Source organism: Vibrio sp. B183 (assembly GCF_000740665.1).
GTDB lineage: Bacteria > Pseudomonadota > Gammaproteobacteria > Enterobacterales > Vibrionaceae > Vibrio > Vibrio coralliilyticus.
Map to the genome: position 1 here is coordinate 119,909 of NZ_JPQB01000005.1, position 17,643 is coordinate 137,551.

Consider the following 17,643-nt stretch of genomic DNA (forward strand, 5'->3'; position numbering starts at 1 on the left):
CATCCGTTTTTCTTTATTTAGTTAGGGTTGCATTACGCAGCACCTGTGGTTTCGTGCGCTTTAAATTTAGGTATGTCTGAAAATGTCCGCATCATCTCAAGTTATCAAACTGACATTTTTAATTGCAATACTGACCGCGGTAGGTCAGATGACTCAAACCATGTATGTGCCGTCTATCGGTCATATGGCAGATGAGTTTCTTGTGTCACCCGCTGCACTTCAGGCAGTCATGGCGTGTTATCTAATACCATACGGTTTTTCTCAATTTTTCTATGGCCCGCTATCCGATCGTTTAGGCCGGAAACCGATTATTATTGCTGGTTTGCTGATCTATATTGTCGGTGCAATCGTTGCTCTGTTTGCACAACAATTCGAGTGGTTTCTTGCTGGCAGCTTTATTCAGGGACTGGGAATTGGCAGCGGTGGCGCTATGTCGAGAACCCTAACACGAGATGTCTTTTCGGGCAGAGAGCTTCATCAAGTGAACAGCTTGATCAGTATGTGCGTGATTTTTTCTCCACTATTAGCCCCTGTTCTTGGGGGATATCTGACCGAAACCTTAGGCTGGCGCTCTAGCTACATGTTCTTGGCATTGTTTAGCATCGCAGTGGTGATCACCATGATGACCCAATTCGAAGAAACCTTGCCTAAAGCGAGTCGACGCAATGAGTCTGCACTAAGTAGCTATGGTTTTGTGCTCTCCAACAAAAGGTTTCAGGGTTATTTAATGTGCCTAGTGGCCACATTCTCTGGTGTGGCCATCTTTGAAGCCGCCGCAGGCGTTCTACTTGGTGGCGTGTTAAAGCTACCAGCAACGACGGTCAGTATGTTATTTGTCTTGCCTATTCCCGGTTACCTAGTCGGCGCTGGGCTATCTAGCGTCATTGCATCCAAAAGAGGCGAGAGAGTTTCGATGATATTTGGTTTGCTAGCCATCGTACTTGGCTCACTCATTGTACTGGTGCCCGGACTACTGGGACAAACCTCCGCGATGACGTTGGTTGGCGGGGCGACTATCTACTTTTTGGGAGCTGGCGTTCTATTCCCTGCCGCAACCACGGGTGCTTTATCACCTTTTCCATACCATGCGGGAACCGGAGGGGCCATTCTGGGCGGTATGCAGAATTTAGGTGCAGGCTTAGCCACCCTAGCCGCCTCACTCATCCCATCGCATGACCAGATGCCAGTGGGTGCATTAATGTTGCTCATGTCACTGCTGGCGTTGCTCGGGCTGATTCGTGTATATCACAAGCACGATCCTTCCAATGAAATGCCTTTAGCAGTCTAACCAACGCAAAGAAGGAGCATGAACTGCTCCTTCTTTATTTTAGTCTGATTCGGTTAAGCCCAACTAGAAGCTACCATTTTTTCATTATCCGACCGACCAGATTAGGATGATAAGCCCAGCTGTGATCAAACATAGACATCAGTTCGGGATTACCATATTTGGATAAGCTAATAGCGTGAAAACGGTTCTTAAGCTTTTTAAGCTTAGCGACTTTCGCCAGCATTTCATCCGATTGCTTGGGCGCGATAAAGTCAGAAATCACTACCATATCGGCATTTTTGTATCTATCGCCACCCATTAAGTCGATAGACTTCATTAGCACAGGCTCTAAGTCTGTTCCGCCATGAAAACTGTATGTGAGAAAGTCACTCGCTTCACGCAAACCATCTTGTCTCGTCAGCTCATAGGTGATTTGTTCCGTAGAGAACAAAATAACAAAGCAGTCGCGATCTTCCGCCAGTGCAATCTGCATTAGCGCATACGCCATTGCTTTCGCGCATTGTTCAGGGAAGCCGCTCATCGAACCTGAAGCATCCACACAAACAATAAAAGGCCCCTTTTCAACATCGACCTGTTTGTTGTCTGGCCTGTGCGCCTTAACCTTGCGCAGCGTACGAGATTTACCCTGCATACGATAATTCATTAAACGTTTATCGACTAAATGCTTATAGAACACGACTTCTAATTCAGGGTAAGCCAAAAACATGGTTTCGTTAGGTAGCAACTTGTTGAGGTCATCGCTTTCATGAATACCAACAATGTCGTCCGTCGCTTCGTCTGACTTTTCCTCGACCATTTGTAGCTCTTCAGCTGGCGCACGATTTAAATCTGGGTCATCAACCTGACCCGCCATGCGGCCCAGGTTTTCCGCGATTTCCTGCAGCCCTTGATTCTTTTTCAGAAACTCAGCATGGCGCTTCATCACGGATAAATCTGTTTTACTCAGCTTAGCCGCTGCCATATCCCATAAGCGGCCAACGCTGTTCTCATCTCCTTCTTCAGTGACCTTATCCATGTTTTTCATGGTTTCCATTCGCTGATAGAGATCTTTCAAAGCTTTTTCTTTGCTTGCTTCTAGCTCTGTTACCTGAGCCTGACGAATCGCCTCAGAGAGACTTTGATACCACTGATCACAGAAGTAATGTGGGAACATCGGGTTGTTCAACCCTTTGTTCTTTTCCATAAGACGACGGGCTTGTAGATAAAAGGCTGAGTGCCATTCAAGCTTCTTGATAATATCGGGGATCTGTTCAAAGAATGTTGCTTCATCCCAATGAATGACTTCTTGATAAAGCGCGAGCTCTTGCTGGAATCGCTCTGTTTCACAGACTTTGGTAATGCGTTTTTTTACGCTACCTCGCCACTTAAGCAGATGGTTTTTAACTTTCGTTTTCATCCCTCTGTTTTCAGTGATCGCCATGACTTGAGAACGAGCCATTAGGTCGTTGACCGCAGAATCTATGATCCCTGAGTCTGCAATCATTAACGCTAGGTTTAAACCGTCAGCTCCTAACATTCATCGCTCCTTTAAGAGAAGAATTGATTTAGGTTTCTAAAACGGAAAACCGTGCGTTCGCATTCTGTTTTGGTCGATTCCAGTACTTGCTGAATGTGCTGGAGACTGGCTTCCATCGCGCGAGGTAAGTCTTGGTCAATGAAACTATGCGGTAGAGCACCATGAAAGTTAGAACGTACTTTAAGAAGATGATGCTCTGCGTGTTCAAGCTGAGCCAAGGCCTGCTCTGACTTAGTCAGCCAACTTTGATACAGACCGTCGTCGAGACCTTTCTGCGTAACAACAGAAACCAATACCGCACGATTAGCGATGTCTTTAATGACGAGATTGTTACCAGCATCAATATCAAAACGTAAACGGCACATATTGGTGTTCTGATTCACATACCCGTACACATCTCCATGGCCTTCTTTAATCACGCGCTCCAGTTCATTCTTCGGAACGTAAACCCAGCGGCTGTCCCCTTTCTCAGATTCAGACACTGACATATTGCTTTGTAATAGCACCAGTTTGACTAGATCAAAGGCGCTACCCACTTTGTAGCTTTTCGCATCTGAGATGTCATAGCTATGGACTTGTTTCTTTAACAAGCCCGTGGTCGATTCCATAGACAACATAATGCCAAATTCAGACTCTAACTCTTCCTGAACTTCCGCTAACTCCTCACGGCATAAGCTGATCTGTTGCTCCACTTCTTGTTGGTCAAAAGCCTGTTTAAGAGCAAACTCTTTCACGACTCGCTGCACCACTTCTCTTGACTCTGGGCTATTCCATAAGCAGTCTTGCAACAGCAAGAGATCGAGTGGATTGACGCTATCGCGACCATTAAAATAGGCACTTGCTTTGAGTAACTTAACGGCCTTTTTCCAACGGCGGTCTGAGACATACATATCGGTATCAGAGACATCAACGCCCATTCCTTCAGTTGCTGATTGCTCTAGCATTTCTTTGAGCTCATAAAGTTTTTCAAAGACTTCGTCGCTCAGTTCAAGTTTTTCAAGCTCAGATTGCCACAAATGATATTCTTCATCTGTAATCGCCAAACCTTCAGGAATTTGAGCTTCCTGCGGCGTACCTACTGTCAGCATTGATTTGAAGTTTTGTTTGTTCTGAATGCGATTAACAAAGATGCGGACTAACATACGGTCATATAGCGCTTCCAGACCACTGTCTTCATCCGGCAGTTCATTAGATGCGGATACCAGCAGACGCATAGGAACGCGTTCTACATCGCTACCATTTTTGAAGGTCTTTTCATTCACCACAGTCAATAGGGTGTTGAGAATCGCAGGGCCAGCCTTCCAAATCTCATCCAAAAAGACAACTTGAGCCGTTGGCAAATAGCCTTCTGTCAGGCGTAAATAGCGTCCATTATCCTTAAGCTCTTGAATGCTCAGAGGTCCGAACACCTCTTCAGGTGTTGAAAAGCGAGTCATCAAGTATTCAAAATAGGAGGAATTGTCGAATGCTTGGATAAGGCGTTTCGCAATGAGGCTTTTTGCGATGCCCGGAGGGCCTAAGAGGAAAACACTTTCACCCGCCAATGCGGCGAGCAAACACATTTTGATGGTATCTTCACGCTCGTAGACACTATCGGATAAGGCATGAGCAAGTTTGTTAATTCGTTCAGAGAGCAACGCTTTTTGCGAGTGGGAGACTCTGGTAGGGCTAATCATTCTGCGCTCCTCTGACTTCGACCAGAACTGAATATATGTATACTTTTATACATTTGTTATTATTTTGTTACAAGTGCATTTTTTTAGTTTTGACCCATCTTTATAACAGAAGCCAGTTTCACGTAACTTGTTGAAATCAAAGTTTGCAATTTTGGGAGACAAGTCACTGGGAGAATGTCTCATATTTGAGTCACGCCCCTTATTAACCTTTTATTCACTATTTGTAGGCTGTAATGTAAGGCCGCATCTCAATTAATGAGTCACGTTAAGAATACTATGGACACACCTTTGAATATTCTACACACTTGGAAGGGTATCTCCCTTCAGGAAGAGCAAACCACACTACCTAATGGTAAAACCATTACTCACACCACGATTTCTCACCCTGGCGCTGCCGTCATATTACCGATAGAAGATAATGGCAATATTATTGTGATCAATCAGTACCGCCCTTCTCTCAAAAAATGGCTACTTGAATTACCGGCTGGCACGATTGAACCTAACGAACCTGTTGAGCTCTGTGCAGTAAGAGAATTAGCAGAAGAGACTGGTTACAGCGCAAAAACCATGATATCTCTAGGGCAAGTCACACCTTTAGCTGGGTTTTGCGACGAGATTCAATATCTGTTTGTCGCAAAAAGCCTGTCCGAGGTAACAAGATTTAATTGCGACGATGATGAAGTCATTGAGGTGTTGTCTCTGCCTGTTAGCGAAATCGAACAAAAGATTATCGAAGGCGAAATCACCGATGCCAAAACGATCGCATGTTTAAGTAAAGCAAAACTGTGTGGATACATATAGGAGAGAGCACATGGATTTCCGTTCGGATACCGTCACCAAACCCACCCAAGCAATGAGACAAGCCATGGCTGACGCGTTAGTCGGTGATGACGTATACGGTGACGACCCGACCGTTAATGAATTAGAAGCGTGGGTTGCAGAGCGCCACGGGTTTGAAGCAGCGCTTTTTACCACATCAGGCACACAGGCAAATTTGCTTGGTTTGATGTCACATTGCGACCGTGGTGACGAATACCTGTGTGGCCAGCAGGCCCACAACTACAAATACGAAGCTGGCGGTGCCGCCGTGTTAGGATCTATTCAACCGCAACCCATCGAAAATAACCCAGATGGTACCCTTGATTTCGACAAACTAAGAGCAGCAATCAAACCAGATGATAGCCATTTTGCTCGAACTAAACTATTAAGCTTAGAGAACACCATCAATGGTAAAGTGCTTCCACTGTCTTATCTCGCACAAGCCCGAGAGTTTGTTGATCAACACGGCCTGTCACTACATCTAGACGGAGCTCGTGCATACAATGCAGCTGTTGCACTCAATGTTGATATTCGAGAAATCGCCAAGCACTTTGACTCGATGACAATCTGCCTGTCAAAAGGCCTTTCCGCACCTATCGGTTCATTACTTCTTGGCAGCAAAGCTTATATCGCTAAGGCTCGCCGATTACGCAAAATGGTCGGCGGTGGTATGCGTCAGGCTGGCATTCTTGCCGCTGCAGGCAAACTGGCGTTGACCGAACAAGTCGAACAGCTGAAAGTTGACCATGCCAATGCAAAACTGCTGGCCACAGAACTGAGTCAACTTCCAGGTTTCCACGTCAACCCTGAATTCGTTCAGACTAATATTGTATTTGCTAAGCTGGACGACAATGTTGATATCCACGCTATTGCAAATAAATTGAGCGAAGATGGCATTACCGTTTCGCCAGGAAACCCAATACGCTTTGTGACTCATAAAGACGTTTCTGAGTCTGATATTAAGTTGCTTGTTGAAAAGCTGAAAGCGTATTTGTAGTTTTAGGCATTACTCAATTTAGAAGCCAGTCACCTAAGTGGCTGGCTTTTTCTATAGGTGAGAACATACAAATAAGATTGCTTTCCGTAAAATACCGAACGATATTATTGTGTCGGGTTCTCAGTAAGCAATAAAAAGAATACTGTTTATCAACATCTCCTGAAAACAAACCTGCTAGTACGAAGAACATCTTATATGAAAAATTATCTTATCACTTGTGCGACAGGCGGAATCGCATCTAGCTTAGCTCTCGAGCTCGCTCAAGAGCATTCACTTTTTTTGGCTGCAAGAAATATAACTAAACTAGATGATATTGTCTCTAGCCCTGCATTTCAGCATCCCGTACATACGTGTGCATTAGATTTCTTCAGTCCCGACTCCATTGATGAATGTGCTTTAGCAATCAAAGGCTCTGATAAGTTTGATGGTGTGGTGTTCTTTATCCCAAGAATTCCACCTTCCAAAGAAGTGTTTCCTGACGATGAAAAGTGGCAAGAGTATTTCAATAACTACTTTATTTTGCCCCTGCGTTTGCTTCGTCAGATTGTCGAGCAAGATAAGCTGAAGGAAAAAGCTTCCATCGTTTTCGTTTCAGGAATCAGCTCCAAAGCCGCACTTCCACACTACTCAATAAACAATTGCTTACGCAGCGCTTGGGTCGGACAAGCGAAAACCATGGCGCTGTCACTGGCCGAGCAAGGTATATCCGTCAATACCCTCTCCCTCGGTGGCGTAATGACTCAAAGCTATACGCAGAAAATGGAGCAAAAAGCTCTCGACCAGAATCTATCGTTTGAAGAACTGATGGAGAACGAAGTGTCTAATATCCCACTTAGAAAATACGCATCGGTAACAGATGTCATTGATGGTATTTTAGCGCTGCTCGGGCCCATCTCTAACCACATGACAGGTCAAAACATCGTGCTGGACGGCGGTTTTAATCGAGCTTATTGACCCCTTCAATATCGTTCCATAGGCTTCGAGTTACTCAACTATTCAAATCAGCGAGAAACATAAATCGTTCTCGCTGGCTCACACTTCAAACTTGCTTAATCCACAAGAAGGACGAACACGTCATGATGTACACCTACTCAAATTAAATAAAACTTCCACTATGCCATGTTATTTTATGATGATTTACAGTTAATGACTGGCCAAGAACCGTCGAACAAATCAAACTACAAGCAGTTTAATACCGTCATTTAGCAACACCACTAAGCTATTAATAAGTTTAAAGTTAAACAAGCCTATTTCTTTGACGTCCATTAAACTATATAACCACTCCGCCAAAGCCGTCAAAACTCCACCATCCATTTTTAACAATATTAGCGAGAATAATAGAGCTTTAATTCTATTTCGGACTGCCACCTAGTTTAGGGAAAGTCCAATAACCAATTATGAAATAATATTAATTGCCACCATTAGTTCCATATTGAAAAATTGCCTTTTTAACCTTTTTTAAAGCCCTTCTAGATTAAATTAGTCTGCTAAATAAGTTCCCATTGAAATTATTTTCAGGCTTGAACATAGGGTTGAATTAAAGGAAAAGAACAATGGATAAAAATAAAAGTCGTCAGTTTGGTAAGAGAGGCATACTGAAACCTCTATCTGTAGTGATTGCACTCAGTCTAGGTACGGCCAGCATGAATGTACATGCAGCTCCCGCTTCAGCAGCGTTGGACTGGAATATGACCAGTGTAAAAAGCCAATCATTTGTTGAGATTAACGGAGAAGCTGGCCAACAGTCATACAAGAAAACCGTGGTGAGGCATGAACAAGTTACCTTTCCTGTTGAGTGGGATGTTTGGTACAACGGTGGAACGCCAGCAACCGAGTGGCAAGTCAGACTTAACAATGAAGTGATCTTTTCTGCCCCAATTAATGGTCCTACAGGATCTGCTTTTTCTGGAGATACGCAAGTACAGATAGATGAAGCAGGCCAATATGATATGACTGTCAACATATGTGATGCTGACGGGGAGTGTTCGACTTCTCCCGTGCACCAAATTTCGGTGACGGATACTAACGGCAAAGGCATGGCACCGCTGGTTATGAATGTCGACAGCAATAACCAATCTTTCCCTCCACAACCAGACGGCACAGTTGTGGGTACCTATTTTGTCGAATGGAGCCAGTATGATCGCAAATTCACGGTTGATAACATTCCAGCCGACAATCTAACACACATCATCTACGGGTTTGTACCTATCTGTGGTCCAAATGAATCATTAACCGATCAAAACTCGCAAAGAGCACTTCAACTAGCTTGTGGCGATTCTCAAGACTACGAAGTCGTCGTTCATGATCAATGGGGCGCTTTTGGCTCTAGCCTACCAGGCACTGCCGATTCCTCGATTAAAGGAACATACGGTCAGATGATGGCATTAAAACAACGCTATCCTGATCTGAAAATTCTCCCGTCTATCGGTGGTTGGACGCTGTCCGACCCCTTCTTCGGATTCACCGACAAAAAGAATCGCGATACCTTCGTCGCATCTGTCAAAGAATTCCTTCTTACTTGGAAGTTCTATGACGGCGTTGACATTGACTGGGAATACCCTGGTGGTACAGGAGCAAACCCAGACTTAGGTGACCCAGAAAAAGATGGCCAAGCGTACGTTGATTTGATGAAAGAACTACGCCAAATGCTTGATACTCTGTCTGCTGAAACTGGGAGAACGTATGAACTGACTTCAGCTATTGGAGCGGGGTGGGATAAAATCGAAGACGTAAACTACCCAGATGCAACTCAGTACATGGATTACCTCTTTGTCATGACTTATGACTTCTACGGGGCGTGGGATAACAACCTTGGTCATCAAGCTGCTCTATACTGTGGTTCGCACATCACAGCAGCTCAGTGTGAAGGAACATTAACACCTGATGACGGCCCAGAATACACTACGGATAACGGCGTAAAAGAACTGCTCAAGCAAGGTGTATCTCCAAGCAAGCTCGTATTAGGTGCTGCAATGTATGGTCGCGGCTGGAGCGGTGTCACTCGAGATAGTATGACGGATACATCCAATCCTATTACTGGCGTTGGCAACGGCCCAATTGTGGGCAGTTGGGAAGCTGGCGTGATCGACTACAAAGACATCGTCACGGACTACCTAGATAAATCTGGTGTTGAACAATTCTACGACGAGCCAGCAAAAGCTCCTTACCTCTATAAAGAGTCTACTGGTGAAGTGATCACCTATGATGATGCTCGTTCTGTTGAAGCAAAAGCGGCTTATGTGCGCTCTCAAGGATTTGCGGGCTTATTCTCATGGGAGATCGATGGAGACAACGGCGATATCCTCAATGCCATGCAACGTGGACTACTGGAAGGTGGAGAGCCAGGCAACCAACCGCCAGTCGCCGACGCGGGTGATGACATCGTCGTCAACACTGCTCAAGTTGTTCAGCTTGATGGTTCAGGCTCGCGTGACAATGATGGCAGCATCGTTTCCTACAAATGGGAGCAGATTGCCGGCAATGATCTTAACATCGGCGATGCAGACAAAGCTGTTGCAACTGTTTCTATTCCGGATACAGGCGCAAATGACACCTATAGCTTTAAACTAACTGTGAAGGATGATGAAAATGCAACCTCATATGACACAGTTAACGTCAAAGCCGAATTTGGCAGCGAGCCAGAAAACACACCACCTGTCGCTGATATCAGTGGTCCTACTCAAGCGGAAGCTGGCGACAATGTTGTTTTAGATGCATCAGGTAGCTCTGATGCAGACGGTGACAACTTGACCTATAGCTGGTCTTCCTCTGACGTTACGCTTAATGAGAATGGCAACAGTGCAAGCTTTATTGCCCCTGAGTTTACGCAAGATACCAATGTTCTAGTTTCAGTGACTGTTTCTGATGGAACTGACTCTGACACTGCAAGTCTCTCAATTCTTGTCAAAGCCAAAGATGATGGTGGTAACCCGGGAGAATACCCTCAATATGTTGAAGGTACTGCATATGAGGCTGGTGACCGTGTAACTAACGCAGGAAACAGCTACGAGTGTAAACCTCATCCATACACAGGATGGTGTGCAGGAGAAGCATGGGCCTACGCGCCGGGTACAGGGCTTTACTGGGACCAAGCGTGGACCGAACTATAATTCACTAGGTCCAAAACACCCCGCCAGCGCGGGGTGTTTTTTTAAGTGCGGTAATAACCTGAGTCCTATTATACCTAATTTTAGACCACAGTTTAGAAGCTACTCCTATATTACGCATCGGACAACTCTCTAATCTTACTTTGCCATTCAATACACCGAGCGCGAGCCTCCGCCGCCCCCTTTAGAAAGAACCAATGATTCCTGAATGAAAACTGAAAACATATCAATAAATGATGGTATTGACGGTTATATTCATCTCCAACTATATCCACACATTTTGCAATACTTTTTAATGGTTTTTTATCGATTGAGTAATTGCTCTATATGATCACAGTGACTATATTGAACACCGTTTTATTGTATGTCTGGCGCATGGAGATCGTTAGATTTATTCAGAGGGAAGCTTTTTAAGTAAGAAGTTATGTCTAAACTAAAATCAGCTCTAGCAGTATCTATTCTTTCACTCTCTTTTGGCACTACTGCTGACGAAACTAAGTCTTTTATTGAGTTTGGCTACACAAATATTGACGCTGGTACAGCCGATGGTAATGGCCTTAACATCAAAGGTGGTACTGGTCTTCATAAGAACGTTGATTTCGTCGCTGCATTCTACCACGCAAGCTCTAGCGAGAACATCAATGGTGTCGGTTACAATGCAGACCTATTTAATTACACAGGTGGTATTCGCCTAAAAACGGCTTTCCAAGTAAATGAGTATTTATCAGTAGAACCATTCTTACCTATTGGCATGATGTACTCAACCGGTGATGTTTTATCTAACGGTTACACACAATCAGCAAATAGCGTAATTCCATACTACGGTCTGGGTACTTCAGTTATTGTTAAGGATGAAGTGTATTTCAACCTTGAGTTTCTAAGGTACGACTACGAACACGGTATACACGGTAACGTTGTATACGCAGATCCTACACAAGCTAGCCTTAGCTTCGGTTTCCGCTTCTAAAGGATAGCAATGATGAAGAAATCACTAGTATTACTCGACCTACTGTCTGTGTATGGGTAAACACTAGCTCAACCGATAGTTCAATCACTGATAAAGATCATCTGGATAAAGACAACCTTCCAGACATTGATATTGAGTATATTCCTTACGTACATGAATAAGATAATGGTTACGGTATTATTAAGCATCCTGCAATTGCTGACGTAGCTAAACTAGAAACAAATCCAATCAATGGGTTTGTTTCTGGCGAAACTGACAGTAACACCGTATGGTGCACATGAGCCAATAAACAGATTTGTAAAGCTTAAACAGTTAGAGCTTTCACCATGAAACCCCCTTAATAATCTGGAGGTTACATGATTATTTACTTAGTTTTTGAGGGGAATAAAAGTTATGCTAAGTTCGATATAGCACCTTTACTACATGCCAACCAAATTTGGTTTTCACCAAGTGTGGCACTAGCGTTTCTCCACTAAAGCAGACTTTATCGAATTGAGGAACCATCTGACCTTTGCGAAACTCACCTAAATCACCACCCTTTTTACCAGATGGACATGTGGAGTATTTTTTTGCCAGAGTCTGAAACTTTGCACCTTTCTTCAACTGCTTGATGATGTCTTCAGCCTGTTCCTTATGCTTTACCAAGATGTGTAAAGCTGCCGCTGTATTTGCCATGTCAAAATCTCAATGTATTGGGCCTATCTGAGGGCGCACATTGTAACCAAATAGCACAGAATCACCATCCTATTAACTAAATATCCACACAAACTATCAAAGAATCTGACTTAATTGACCTATCTTAATTGATTCGAACCGTAGATGCGTTACCATCTCATATTGTAAAGTATCAAATTTGAGAAACGTCCGTCATGGCAAAAACAATCAGTAAAGCAAATCAGTCTCAAGGCATGTTGATGTTCACGCTAACTCGCAGTGAACAACTATTTGCGATTGGTACACTAAAGGTTCGTGAGATTGTCCCTTATCAACCGACAACTCAAATTCCTTACTCACATCACCATGTAATTGGCACAGTCACCATCCGAGATAAAACTATCCCTGTGATTAATATGCCTGCCGCTATAGGTTTTAGGCCGATCCAGCCAGAAGAATACGATTCTTGCTATCTAATCGTCACCGATTGTCTGAGAACCGTTGTTGCCTTCATGGTGCGTTCGATTGAGAAAATCATCGAATGTGACTGGCGCTCTATTGAGCCTTCCCCTCAATCAGCAGGTAGCAATGTTTTCGTTACGGGTATCACGCGATTCGAAGAACAGATTGTACAGATGCTCGATGTAGAGCTCCTTTTGTCGAAAATTTACCCTCAATATGAATCTACTAAGATTCCGATGTTGACCGATATCGAACGAGAGCGGCTCAAAGCACTGAGTATTTTACTCGTTGATGACTCCTCTATTGCAAGAAAACAACTCGCCGATGCACTCGATAGTATTAATATTTCTTATCAGATCCGAAACAATGGCATTGAAGCACTTGAACTGATGCGAGAAGAAGCGGAACGAGGCAAGCCAATTCAACTTCTTGTTAGCGATATTGAAATGCCTGGATTGGACGGTTATGAGTTGGCGTTTGAAACCCAGAGTGAACAGCAACTCAGTAATACCTACATCATTCTTCACACTTCATTATCGAGTGAAATTTGTGTCGACAGAGCTCGTCAGGTTGGCGCACATGAGGCTCTTGAGAAGTTTAATGCAGGTGACTTAATTAAGGCTATGCTGAGAGGTGCCGCCATGCTCGAATCAGGAAGCACAAAAGAACGAATTGAAGTCGCGGTGTAATACCAAAAGTTAAGCGTTCTAGACTTTAGTATGATGAACTTTGTTGCGGTAAGTTCATCAAATCTATTAAATATTCAAATTTTATTGACATTAACTCAAGCATCTCAGGACTAAATCCGCTAATCTTAACGTAATCGGTAGTTAACGTAGAATTCTTATAATCAGATGACAGAAGACGATTTTAAAAAATCGACCGCTAACTTAAAGAAAGCTGTCCCACTTATGATGCAAAACCACGTAGCCGCAACGCCAGCTAATTATGCGTTATGGTATACCTATGTGGAAAATGCCATTCCTCAAATGAACCGTGAGCTCGAGACCATTCTGGAGAATTACGGCGTGTGTCCACCAGCAGCAGGCGAACAGCTCTACAACAACTATGTTGCTAGTAGAGCTGAAACTGACATGAAAGAGTTGCGCGCCAATATTGAAGTGCTCGTAGGTCAGGTTGCCTCTTCAATGACAGATACGCTCGCGGATACTTCACACTTTTCTCAAGTGATCGACAAAAGCTTCGAAAATCTCGAAAGAGTCGATGATGAAGCAATGTCCATCGACGAAGTGATGAAAGTCATTCGTCAACTCGTTGCCGAGTCTAAAGAGATTCGTCACTCGACTAATTTTCTAAATAACCAGCTCGAAACAGCAACCGAAGAAATTCAGCGACTCAAAACACAACTTGCTGAAGTACAACAAGACGCCTTGTTTGATGGGCTAACTAGCCTGTACAACCGTCGTTCATTCGATAATGATTTGGACACGCTGTGCCGCTCGGAACAGAAAATTTGCCTGATTCTGGCCGATATCGATCACTTCAAGAGCTACAACGACACTTATGGCCATCTATTTGGGGATGCTGTGATTAAAGGCATCGCTAAGCGCCTTCAGATTAGTAGCCGTGATGGTATCCATGCCTACCGCTTCGGCGGTGAAGAGTTCGCATTGATTATGCCCAACAAGCAATTGAGAATCGCCCGTCAATTTGCAGAGAGTCTACGTCGTTCAGTAGAAAAACTGTCGATTAAAGACAGACGCTCTGGCAAGCAAGTGGGTAATATCACCGCTTCATTTGGTGTAGCCGAATTGCAACCGGGTGAAATGCCTAACTCGATCATTGAGCGAGCGGATAAGCTTCTCTATGAAGCAAAACAACTCGGGCGCAACCGAGTAATGCCACTTTAACCTATAAAAAGAGCCCCTAACAATTAGGGGCTCTTTTTTAATCTTTCACTAATTATTAGCCATCTGCAGTAATGGCCTCGATGAGTTCCCGCTCTACGCTTTCCGCGTTATCATTATCAATCTGGCAGGTTCCAGCAGCTTTATGCCCGCCTCCACCGTATTTCAGCATCAGCTCACCTACGTTAGTTTTTGAGCTTCGATCAAATATCGATTTTCCTGTCGCAAACACGGTGTTTTGTTTTTGAAACCCCCACATCTTATGTATTGAAATATTGCATTGAGGGTACAAAGCGTAAATCATAAATCGATTACCAGCATAAATGACCTCCTCTCCCGTAAGGTCAAGAAACACCAGGTTATCGTAGACAGTCGCACAGCGTTGTATCTGCTCTTTGAACAGATTTTCATGCTCTTTGTAAAGTTCGATACGCTCCCTGACATCAGGGTGATCTAATATTTCTTCTATCGAGTGTGATGTACAGTACTCAATCAAGTCCATCATCAGGTTATAGTTGGAGATCCTAAAGTCTTTGAAACGCCCTAAGCCTGTTCTGGCATCCATAAGAAAGTTGAGCAAGTTCCAGCCTGTAGAGTCCAAAACTTCGTCTCGCGAAAACTGAGCTGAATCTCCTTTATCAACTGCTTCCATCATGCCAATCCAATCAGTTGGGAAGGTTTTTTCTCCCCCATAATGCTCCCAAACCACACGTGCTGCTGAAGGCGCATTCGGGTCAATAATATGATTAGGCCTCTCACCTGGATTTCGAATCATTTCAGATAGATGGTGGTCAAACACAAGATGAGCTTGTGCGACGTATGGGAGGTTGGTGACAATATCTTGCGGTGTTATCTCTATGATGCCATCTTGCATGTCTTTTGGATGAACAAACTTTATGTCGTCGATAAGTTCAAGTTGCTTCAAAAGAACGGCACATACTAGTCCGTCAAAATCACTCCGTGTCACTAAACGATGCTTCTGTTCCGACATCTTTATATCCTTATCTTTAACAGCTCAATGCACACATTTCGAATAACTGGTACTTTTGCTTCAATGCTTATTTCATAGATAAGTACTATGAGTACATTTTTAATTTTAGACACCTTCGATCTTTTAACAAACTTAAGGCAATGTTTTTTATCTACTCTTCTATACTCGATATGCGACTGATTGATTCGATTGGAGAACAAGAATGAAAAAAGCGACTTGGGTTTTGACCTCGGCAGCAGCAATAGCACTCGCTGGCTGCGCTAGTGAACCTGATGAATATGAAGTGAAAGGCTACACCTCTATTGCCAATCCGGCTTCCGTATACTGTGCACAGCAAGGCGGGAAACTAGAAACCGTGAGCGAAAATGAAAAACGTGTTACCTACTGTGTCCTTTCTTCGGACAGCCGAATCGAGCAGTGGGAATACTATCGCCAACACCAGAAATCTTCAGATAGCTAATACGTACACCTACCGCGATTAATCACCCCAGCCACTTGAAGCACCTAATTCGAGCGGTCTCGGGACAATTCAGCTAATAACTCCTTTACCAATCCATTCAATCTGTAACAATATGCAACTAATGAACAGTGTTTTATTTATGACATTGTCCTGACAAAACAGTGCAAGTGAGGAATAAAATGTGTCGCACATCACATTTATACCGTTCTACACTGGATGTCACTATGAAGCAAAAAACTCCCTCACTGTACGAGGAACAAGCAGCCACCTCTGAATCAATTTCGCTTCAATCCAAAAAAATCATTTATAAATCAGCACTCAATGCGCTCATTATCGTAGCAATCAGCATTTTGGTTAACTTATCGATTCGCGCTGATTTCAGCTACCTAAACGCCGGATTTGGTGAAGCGTCCATTACAGAGTCATTACAACTGATGATGTTGGTAATTTCAGTCTGGGCCTTTTACAGCATGATGCGAGAGCGAAAAGACATAACTCATGCTGCTGCCTTAATTAGTGGCTTTTTCACTGTATTAGCGATACGCGAGATGGATGTCTGGTTTGACATGATTTTCCACGGTGCATGGGTGCTTCCAGCATTAGCCGTCACTGTTGTTGCGTGTATTTATGCTTATCGAGCAGGTAAAAACACTATCAACGAAATGGCGACGATTTTAAATGCTCGTCACATGAATTTCTTGATTGGCGGCGTTGTTTTACTGATCGTATTTTCTCGCCTGTACGGCATGGGACATTTCTGGCACTCAGTCATGGGCGAGCACTACATTCGAGAAGTTAAGAACGTGTCAGAGGAAAGCATGGAGCTACTTTGTTACTGCCTCATTGCGCTCGCTGCTGTGAAAACTCGCATTAGCATGAGGGTTCGTTAACGCTATAGTTTGACTGATTTTCTGGATCAAGCTGCCTGTTTAGCCACGTCAACGTTTGGTGGAAATACGTCAACTGAGATTCTATTGCGTGACAGTCGAATTCTGAGGTTGTTGTGAGAACAACCTCTTTCATGGTCTGTAACTTATCCTGTATTTCCACTGGCAGATTTAACGCTTCCAGTAATGACAAAGCATGTAGAGCCAACTTTTCGGGTAAGCACCTGACATCACCTAACGGCCTGTCAAACGCCTTGTTCACCACCCCTTCTAAATAAACTCGATACGTCGTCAACTCATCTACCAATAAAAACGCTTGAGCATACAAACCTTGATGCGGATACATAACACTGCAATGCTGATCTATGTCTTGGTCAATATGCAGATTTAATCCAGAACTTGCACAGTGTTGTTTAAGGGTACGCAACAGGCCCTGTTCATCCATCAGAGACTGGATTTCAAAAATACGCTTGAGATGGTAATCATTGGACACGAGTGTCACTTCGACACGTTGATCTGCCAAGCCGAGTTGCTTTAACTTCAAAGCAGCATTTTGGATGTTTTGTACCGTATTCTGTGAATCGCTTTCTAGAATAATGTTGGAGTCGTCGAGCATCTTCGCCGACGGTAATTGTTTAAAGTAGTCTCTCATTGCCATCGCTTCTGACGTGCTTTGACCTGGCGTCACGCCACCACAAAACAACAATACCGTTTCATTCAGGTCATAAGAACTGAGTAACTCTGGCAGAGCTTCAACACGTGACCTCCCTTCAGCGGTCAGAGCATTACCAACAAGTCGCTTGCCAAGAACAATAACCACATTACGAATGTTCATTATTTACTCACTTCTCAATTATTAATACTAACTTGCTGAAGTACTGTACAAACATCTTCTTTGTAGATAGCGTTAGCAAGGTTAATATTTTGTTAACTATATTTAAATAGAGTCTGA

Annotated in this window: 15 protein-coding genes; 10 read left to right on the plus strand and 5 right to left on the minus strand. The window is 43.7% G+C overall.

The features are described 5' to 3' along the window. Positions 1 to 82: 82 nt before the first annotated feature. A complete protein-coding gene (gene emrD, locus IX95_RS06200; RefSeq protein WP_038157901.1) occupies positions 83 to 1,288 on the plus strand; it encodes a multidrug efflux MFS transporter EmrD in 1,206 nt (401 codons plus the stop codon). 70 nt (positions 1,289 to 1,358) lie between these two features. Here emrD and viaA read toward each other — a convergent pair whose 3' ends face one another. Together viaA and IX95_RS06210 are read right to left on the minus strand one after the other, a co-directional pair. Further along, positions 1,359 to 2,804, minus strand: coding sequence for an ATPase RavA stimulator ViaA (gene viaA / locus IX95_RS06205; protein WP_038157902.1), 1,446 nt, complete (start codon positions 2,802 to 2,804; stop codon positions 1,359 to 1,361). An 11-nt stretch (positions 2,805 to 2,815) separates the two neighbouring features. Then, positions 2,816 to 4,480 (minus strand): ATPase RavA domain-containing protein, encoded by a 1,665-nt coding sequence (locus tag IX95_RS06210; protein WP_038157903.1) that lies wholly within the window; start codon positions 4,478 to 4,480, stop codon positions 2,816 to 2,818. A gap of 276 nt (positions 4,481 to 4,756) precedes the next feature. Between IX95_RS06210 and IX95_RS06215 the strand changes: the two genes are divergently transcribed. The 5 genes from IX95_RS06215 (at position 4,757) to IX95_RS06240 (ending at position 11,369) form a co-directional block, all read left to right on the plus strand. Beyond that, positions 4,757 to 5,281 carry an NUDIX hydrolase gene (locus IX95_RS06215; protein WP_038157905.1) on the plus strand — a complete coding sequence of 175 codons (525 nt, stop codon included), beginning with the start codon at positions 4,757 to 4,759 and terminating at the stop codon, positions 5,279 to 5,281. A gap of 10 nt (positions 5,282 to 5,291) precedes the next feature. Further along, positions 5,292 to 6,296 carry a low-specificity L-threonine aldolase gene (gene ltaE / locus IX95_RS06220; protein ID WP_019275160.1) on the plus strand — a complete coding sequence of 335 codons (1,005 nt, stop codon included), beginning with the start codon at positions 5,292 to 5,294 and terminating at the stop codon, positions 6,294 to 6,296. A gap of 195 nt (positions 6,297 to 6,491) precedes the next feature. Then, a complete protein-coding gene (locus tag IX95_RS06225) occupies positions 6,492 to 7,250 on the plus strand; it encodes an SDR family oxidoreductase (protein ID WP_038157910.1) in 759 nt (252 codons plus the stop codon). A gap of 599 nt (positions 7,251 to 7,849) precedes the next feature. Continuing rightward, complete coding sequence (locus IX95_RS06235) at positions 7,850 to 10,405, plus strand: glycosyl hydrolase family 18 protein (protein ID WP_038157921.1); 2,556 nt, start codon at positions 7,850 to 7,852, stop codon at positions 10,403 to 10,405. Positions 10,406 to 10,826: 421 nt separating this feature from the next. Then, entirely contained in the window at positions 10,827 to 11,369 is a 543-nt protein-coding gene (locus tag IX95_RS06240) for an outer membrane beta-barrel protein (protein WP_038157932.1), read from the plus strand. A gap of 396 nt (positions 11,370 to 11,765) precedes the next feature. On the opposite strand, the gene ppiC is transcribed toward IX95_RS06240, so the two are convergent. Beyond that, a complete protein-coding gene (ppiC, locus tag IX95_RS06245) occupies positions 11,766 to 12,044 on the minus strand; it encodes a peptidylprolyl isomerase PpiC (RefSeq protein ID WP_004745652.1) in 279 nt (92 codons plus the stop codon). Between the two features lie 194 nt (positions 12,045 to 12,238). On the opposite strand from ppiC, the gene IX95_RS06250 reads away from it, so the two are divergent. Then, the gene (locus IX95_RS06250) at positions 12,239 to 13,174 is read left to right on the plus strand and encodes a chemotaxis protein (RefSeq protein WP_006960778.1); all 936 of its coding nucleotides are present in this window, start codon (positions 12,239 to 12,241) and stop codon (positions 13,172 to 13,174) included. A 165-nt stretch (positions 13,175 to 13,339) separates the two neighbouring features. Then, positions 13,340 to 14,356 carry a GGDEF domain-containing protein gene (locus IX95_RS06255; RefSeq protein WP_019275155.1) on the plus strand — a complete coding sequence of 339 codons (1,017 nt, stop codon included), beginning with the start codon at positions 13,340 to 13,342 and terminating at the stop codon, positions 14,354 to 14,356. Between the two features lie 55 nt (positions 14,357 to 14,411). On the opposite strand, the gene IX95_RS06260 is transcribed toward IX95_RS06255, so the two are convergent. Further along, positions 14,412 to 15,344, minus strand: coding sequence for an exopolyphosphatase (locus IX95_RS06260; RefSeq protein ID WP_038157935.1), 933 nt, complete (start codon positions 15,342 to 15,344; stop codon positions 14,412 to 14,414). 202 nt (positions 15,345 to 15,546) lie between these two features. On the opposite strand from IX95_RS06260, the gene IX95_RS06265 reads away from it, so the two are divergent. Both IX95_RS06265 and IX95_RS06270 read left to right on the plus strand, forming a co-directional pair. Next, entirely contained in the window at positions 15,547 to 15,804 is a 258-nt protein-coding gene (locus tag IX95_RS06265) for a putative hemolysin (protein ID WP_038157937.1), read from the plus strand. 224 nt (positions 15,805 to 16,028) lie between these two features. Next, positions 16,029 to 16,694, plus strand: coding sequence for a hypothetical protein (locus IX95_RS06270; protein ID WP_038157938.1), 666 nt, complete (start codon positions 16,029 to 16,031; stop codon positions 16,692 to 16,694). On the opposite strand, the gene IX95_RS06275 is transcribed toward IX95_RS06270, so the two are convergent. Next, the gene (locus IX95_RS06275) at positions 16,675 to 17,526 is read right to left on the minus strand and encodes a YdcF family protein (protein WP_038157940.1); all 852 of its coding nucleotides are present in this window, start codon (positions 17,524 to 17,526) and stop codon (positions 16,675 to 16,677) included. The two genes, IX95_RS06270 and IX95_RS06275, sit on opposite strands and share 20 nt — an antisense overlap. Between the last annotated feature and the right edge of the window lie 117 nt (positions 17,527 to 17,643).

Excerpts from the sequence above, each read along its gene's own strand:
- emrD (WP_038157901.1), top strand. The coding sequence starts at position 83 with ATGTCCGCATCATCTCAAGTTATCAAACTGACATTTTTAATTGCAATA.
- viaA (WP_038157902.1), bottom strand. The coding sequence starts at position 2,804 with ATGTTAGGAGCTGACGGTTTAAACCTAGCGTTAATGATTGCAGACTCA.
- IX95_RS06210 (WP_038157903.1), bottom strand. The coding sequence starts at position 4,480 with ATGATTAGCCCTACCAGAGTCTCCCACTCGCAAAAAGCGTTGCTCTCT.
- IX95_RS06215 (WP_038157905.1), top strand. The coding sequence starts at position 4,757 with ATGGACACACCTTTGAATATTCTACACACTTGGAAGGGTATCTCCCTT.
- ltaE (WP_019275160.1), top strand. The coding sequence starts at position 5,292 with ATGGATTTCCGTTCGGATACCGTCACCAAACCCACCCAAGCAATGAGA.
- IX95_RS06225 (WP_038157910.1), top strand. The coding sequence starts at position 6,492 with ATGAAAAATTATCTTATCACTTGTGCGACAGGCGGAATCGCATCTAGC.
- IX95_RS06235 (WP_038157921.1), top strand. The coding sequence starts at position 7,850 with ATGGATAAAAATAAAAGTCGTCAGTTTGGTAAGAGAGGCATACTGAAA.
- IX95_RS06240 (WP_038157932.1), top strand. The coding sequence starts at position 10,827 with ATGTCTAAACTAAAATCAGCTCTAGCAGTATCTATTCTTTCACTCTCT.
- ppiC (WP_004745652.1), bottom strand. The coding sequence starts at position 12,044 with ATGGCAAATACAGCGGCAGCTTTACACATCTTGGTAAAGCATAAGGAA.
- IX95_RS06250 (WP_006960778.1), top strand. The coding sequence starts at position 12,239 with ATGGCAAAAACAATCAGTAAAGCAAATCAGTCTCAAGGCATGTTGATG.
- IX95_RS06255 (WP_019275155.1), top strand. The coding sequence starts at position 13,340 with ATGACAGAAGACGATTTTAAAAAATCGACCGCTAACTTAAAGAAAGCT.
- IX95_RS06260 (WP_038157935.1), bottom strand. The coding sequence starts at position 15,344 with ATGTCGGAACAGAAGCATCGTTTAGTGACACGGAGTGATTTTGACGGA.
- IX95_RS06265 (WP_038157937.1), top strand. The coding sequence starts at position 15,547 with ATGAAAAAAGCGACTTGGGTTTTGACCTCGGCAGCAGCAATAGCACTC.
- IX95_RS06270 (WP_038157938.1), top strand. The coding sequence starts at position 16,029 with ATGAAGCAAAAAACTCCCTCACTGTACGAGGAACAAGCAGCCACCTCT.
- IX95_RS06275 (WP_038157940.1), bottom strand. The coding sequence starts at position 17,526 with ATGAACATTCGTAATGTGGTTATTGTTCTTGGCAAGCGACTTGTTGGT.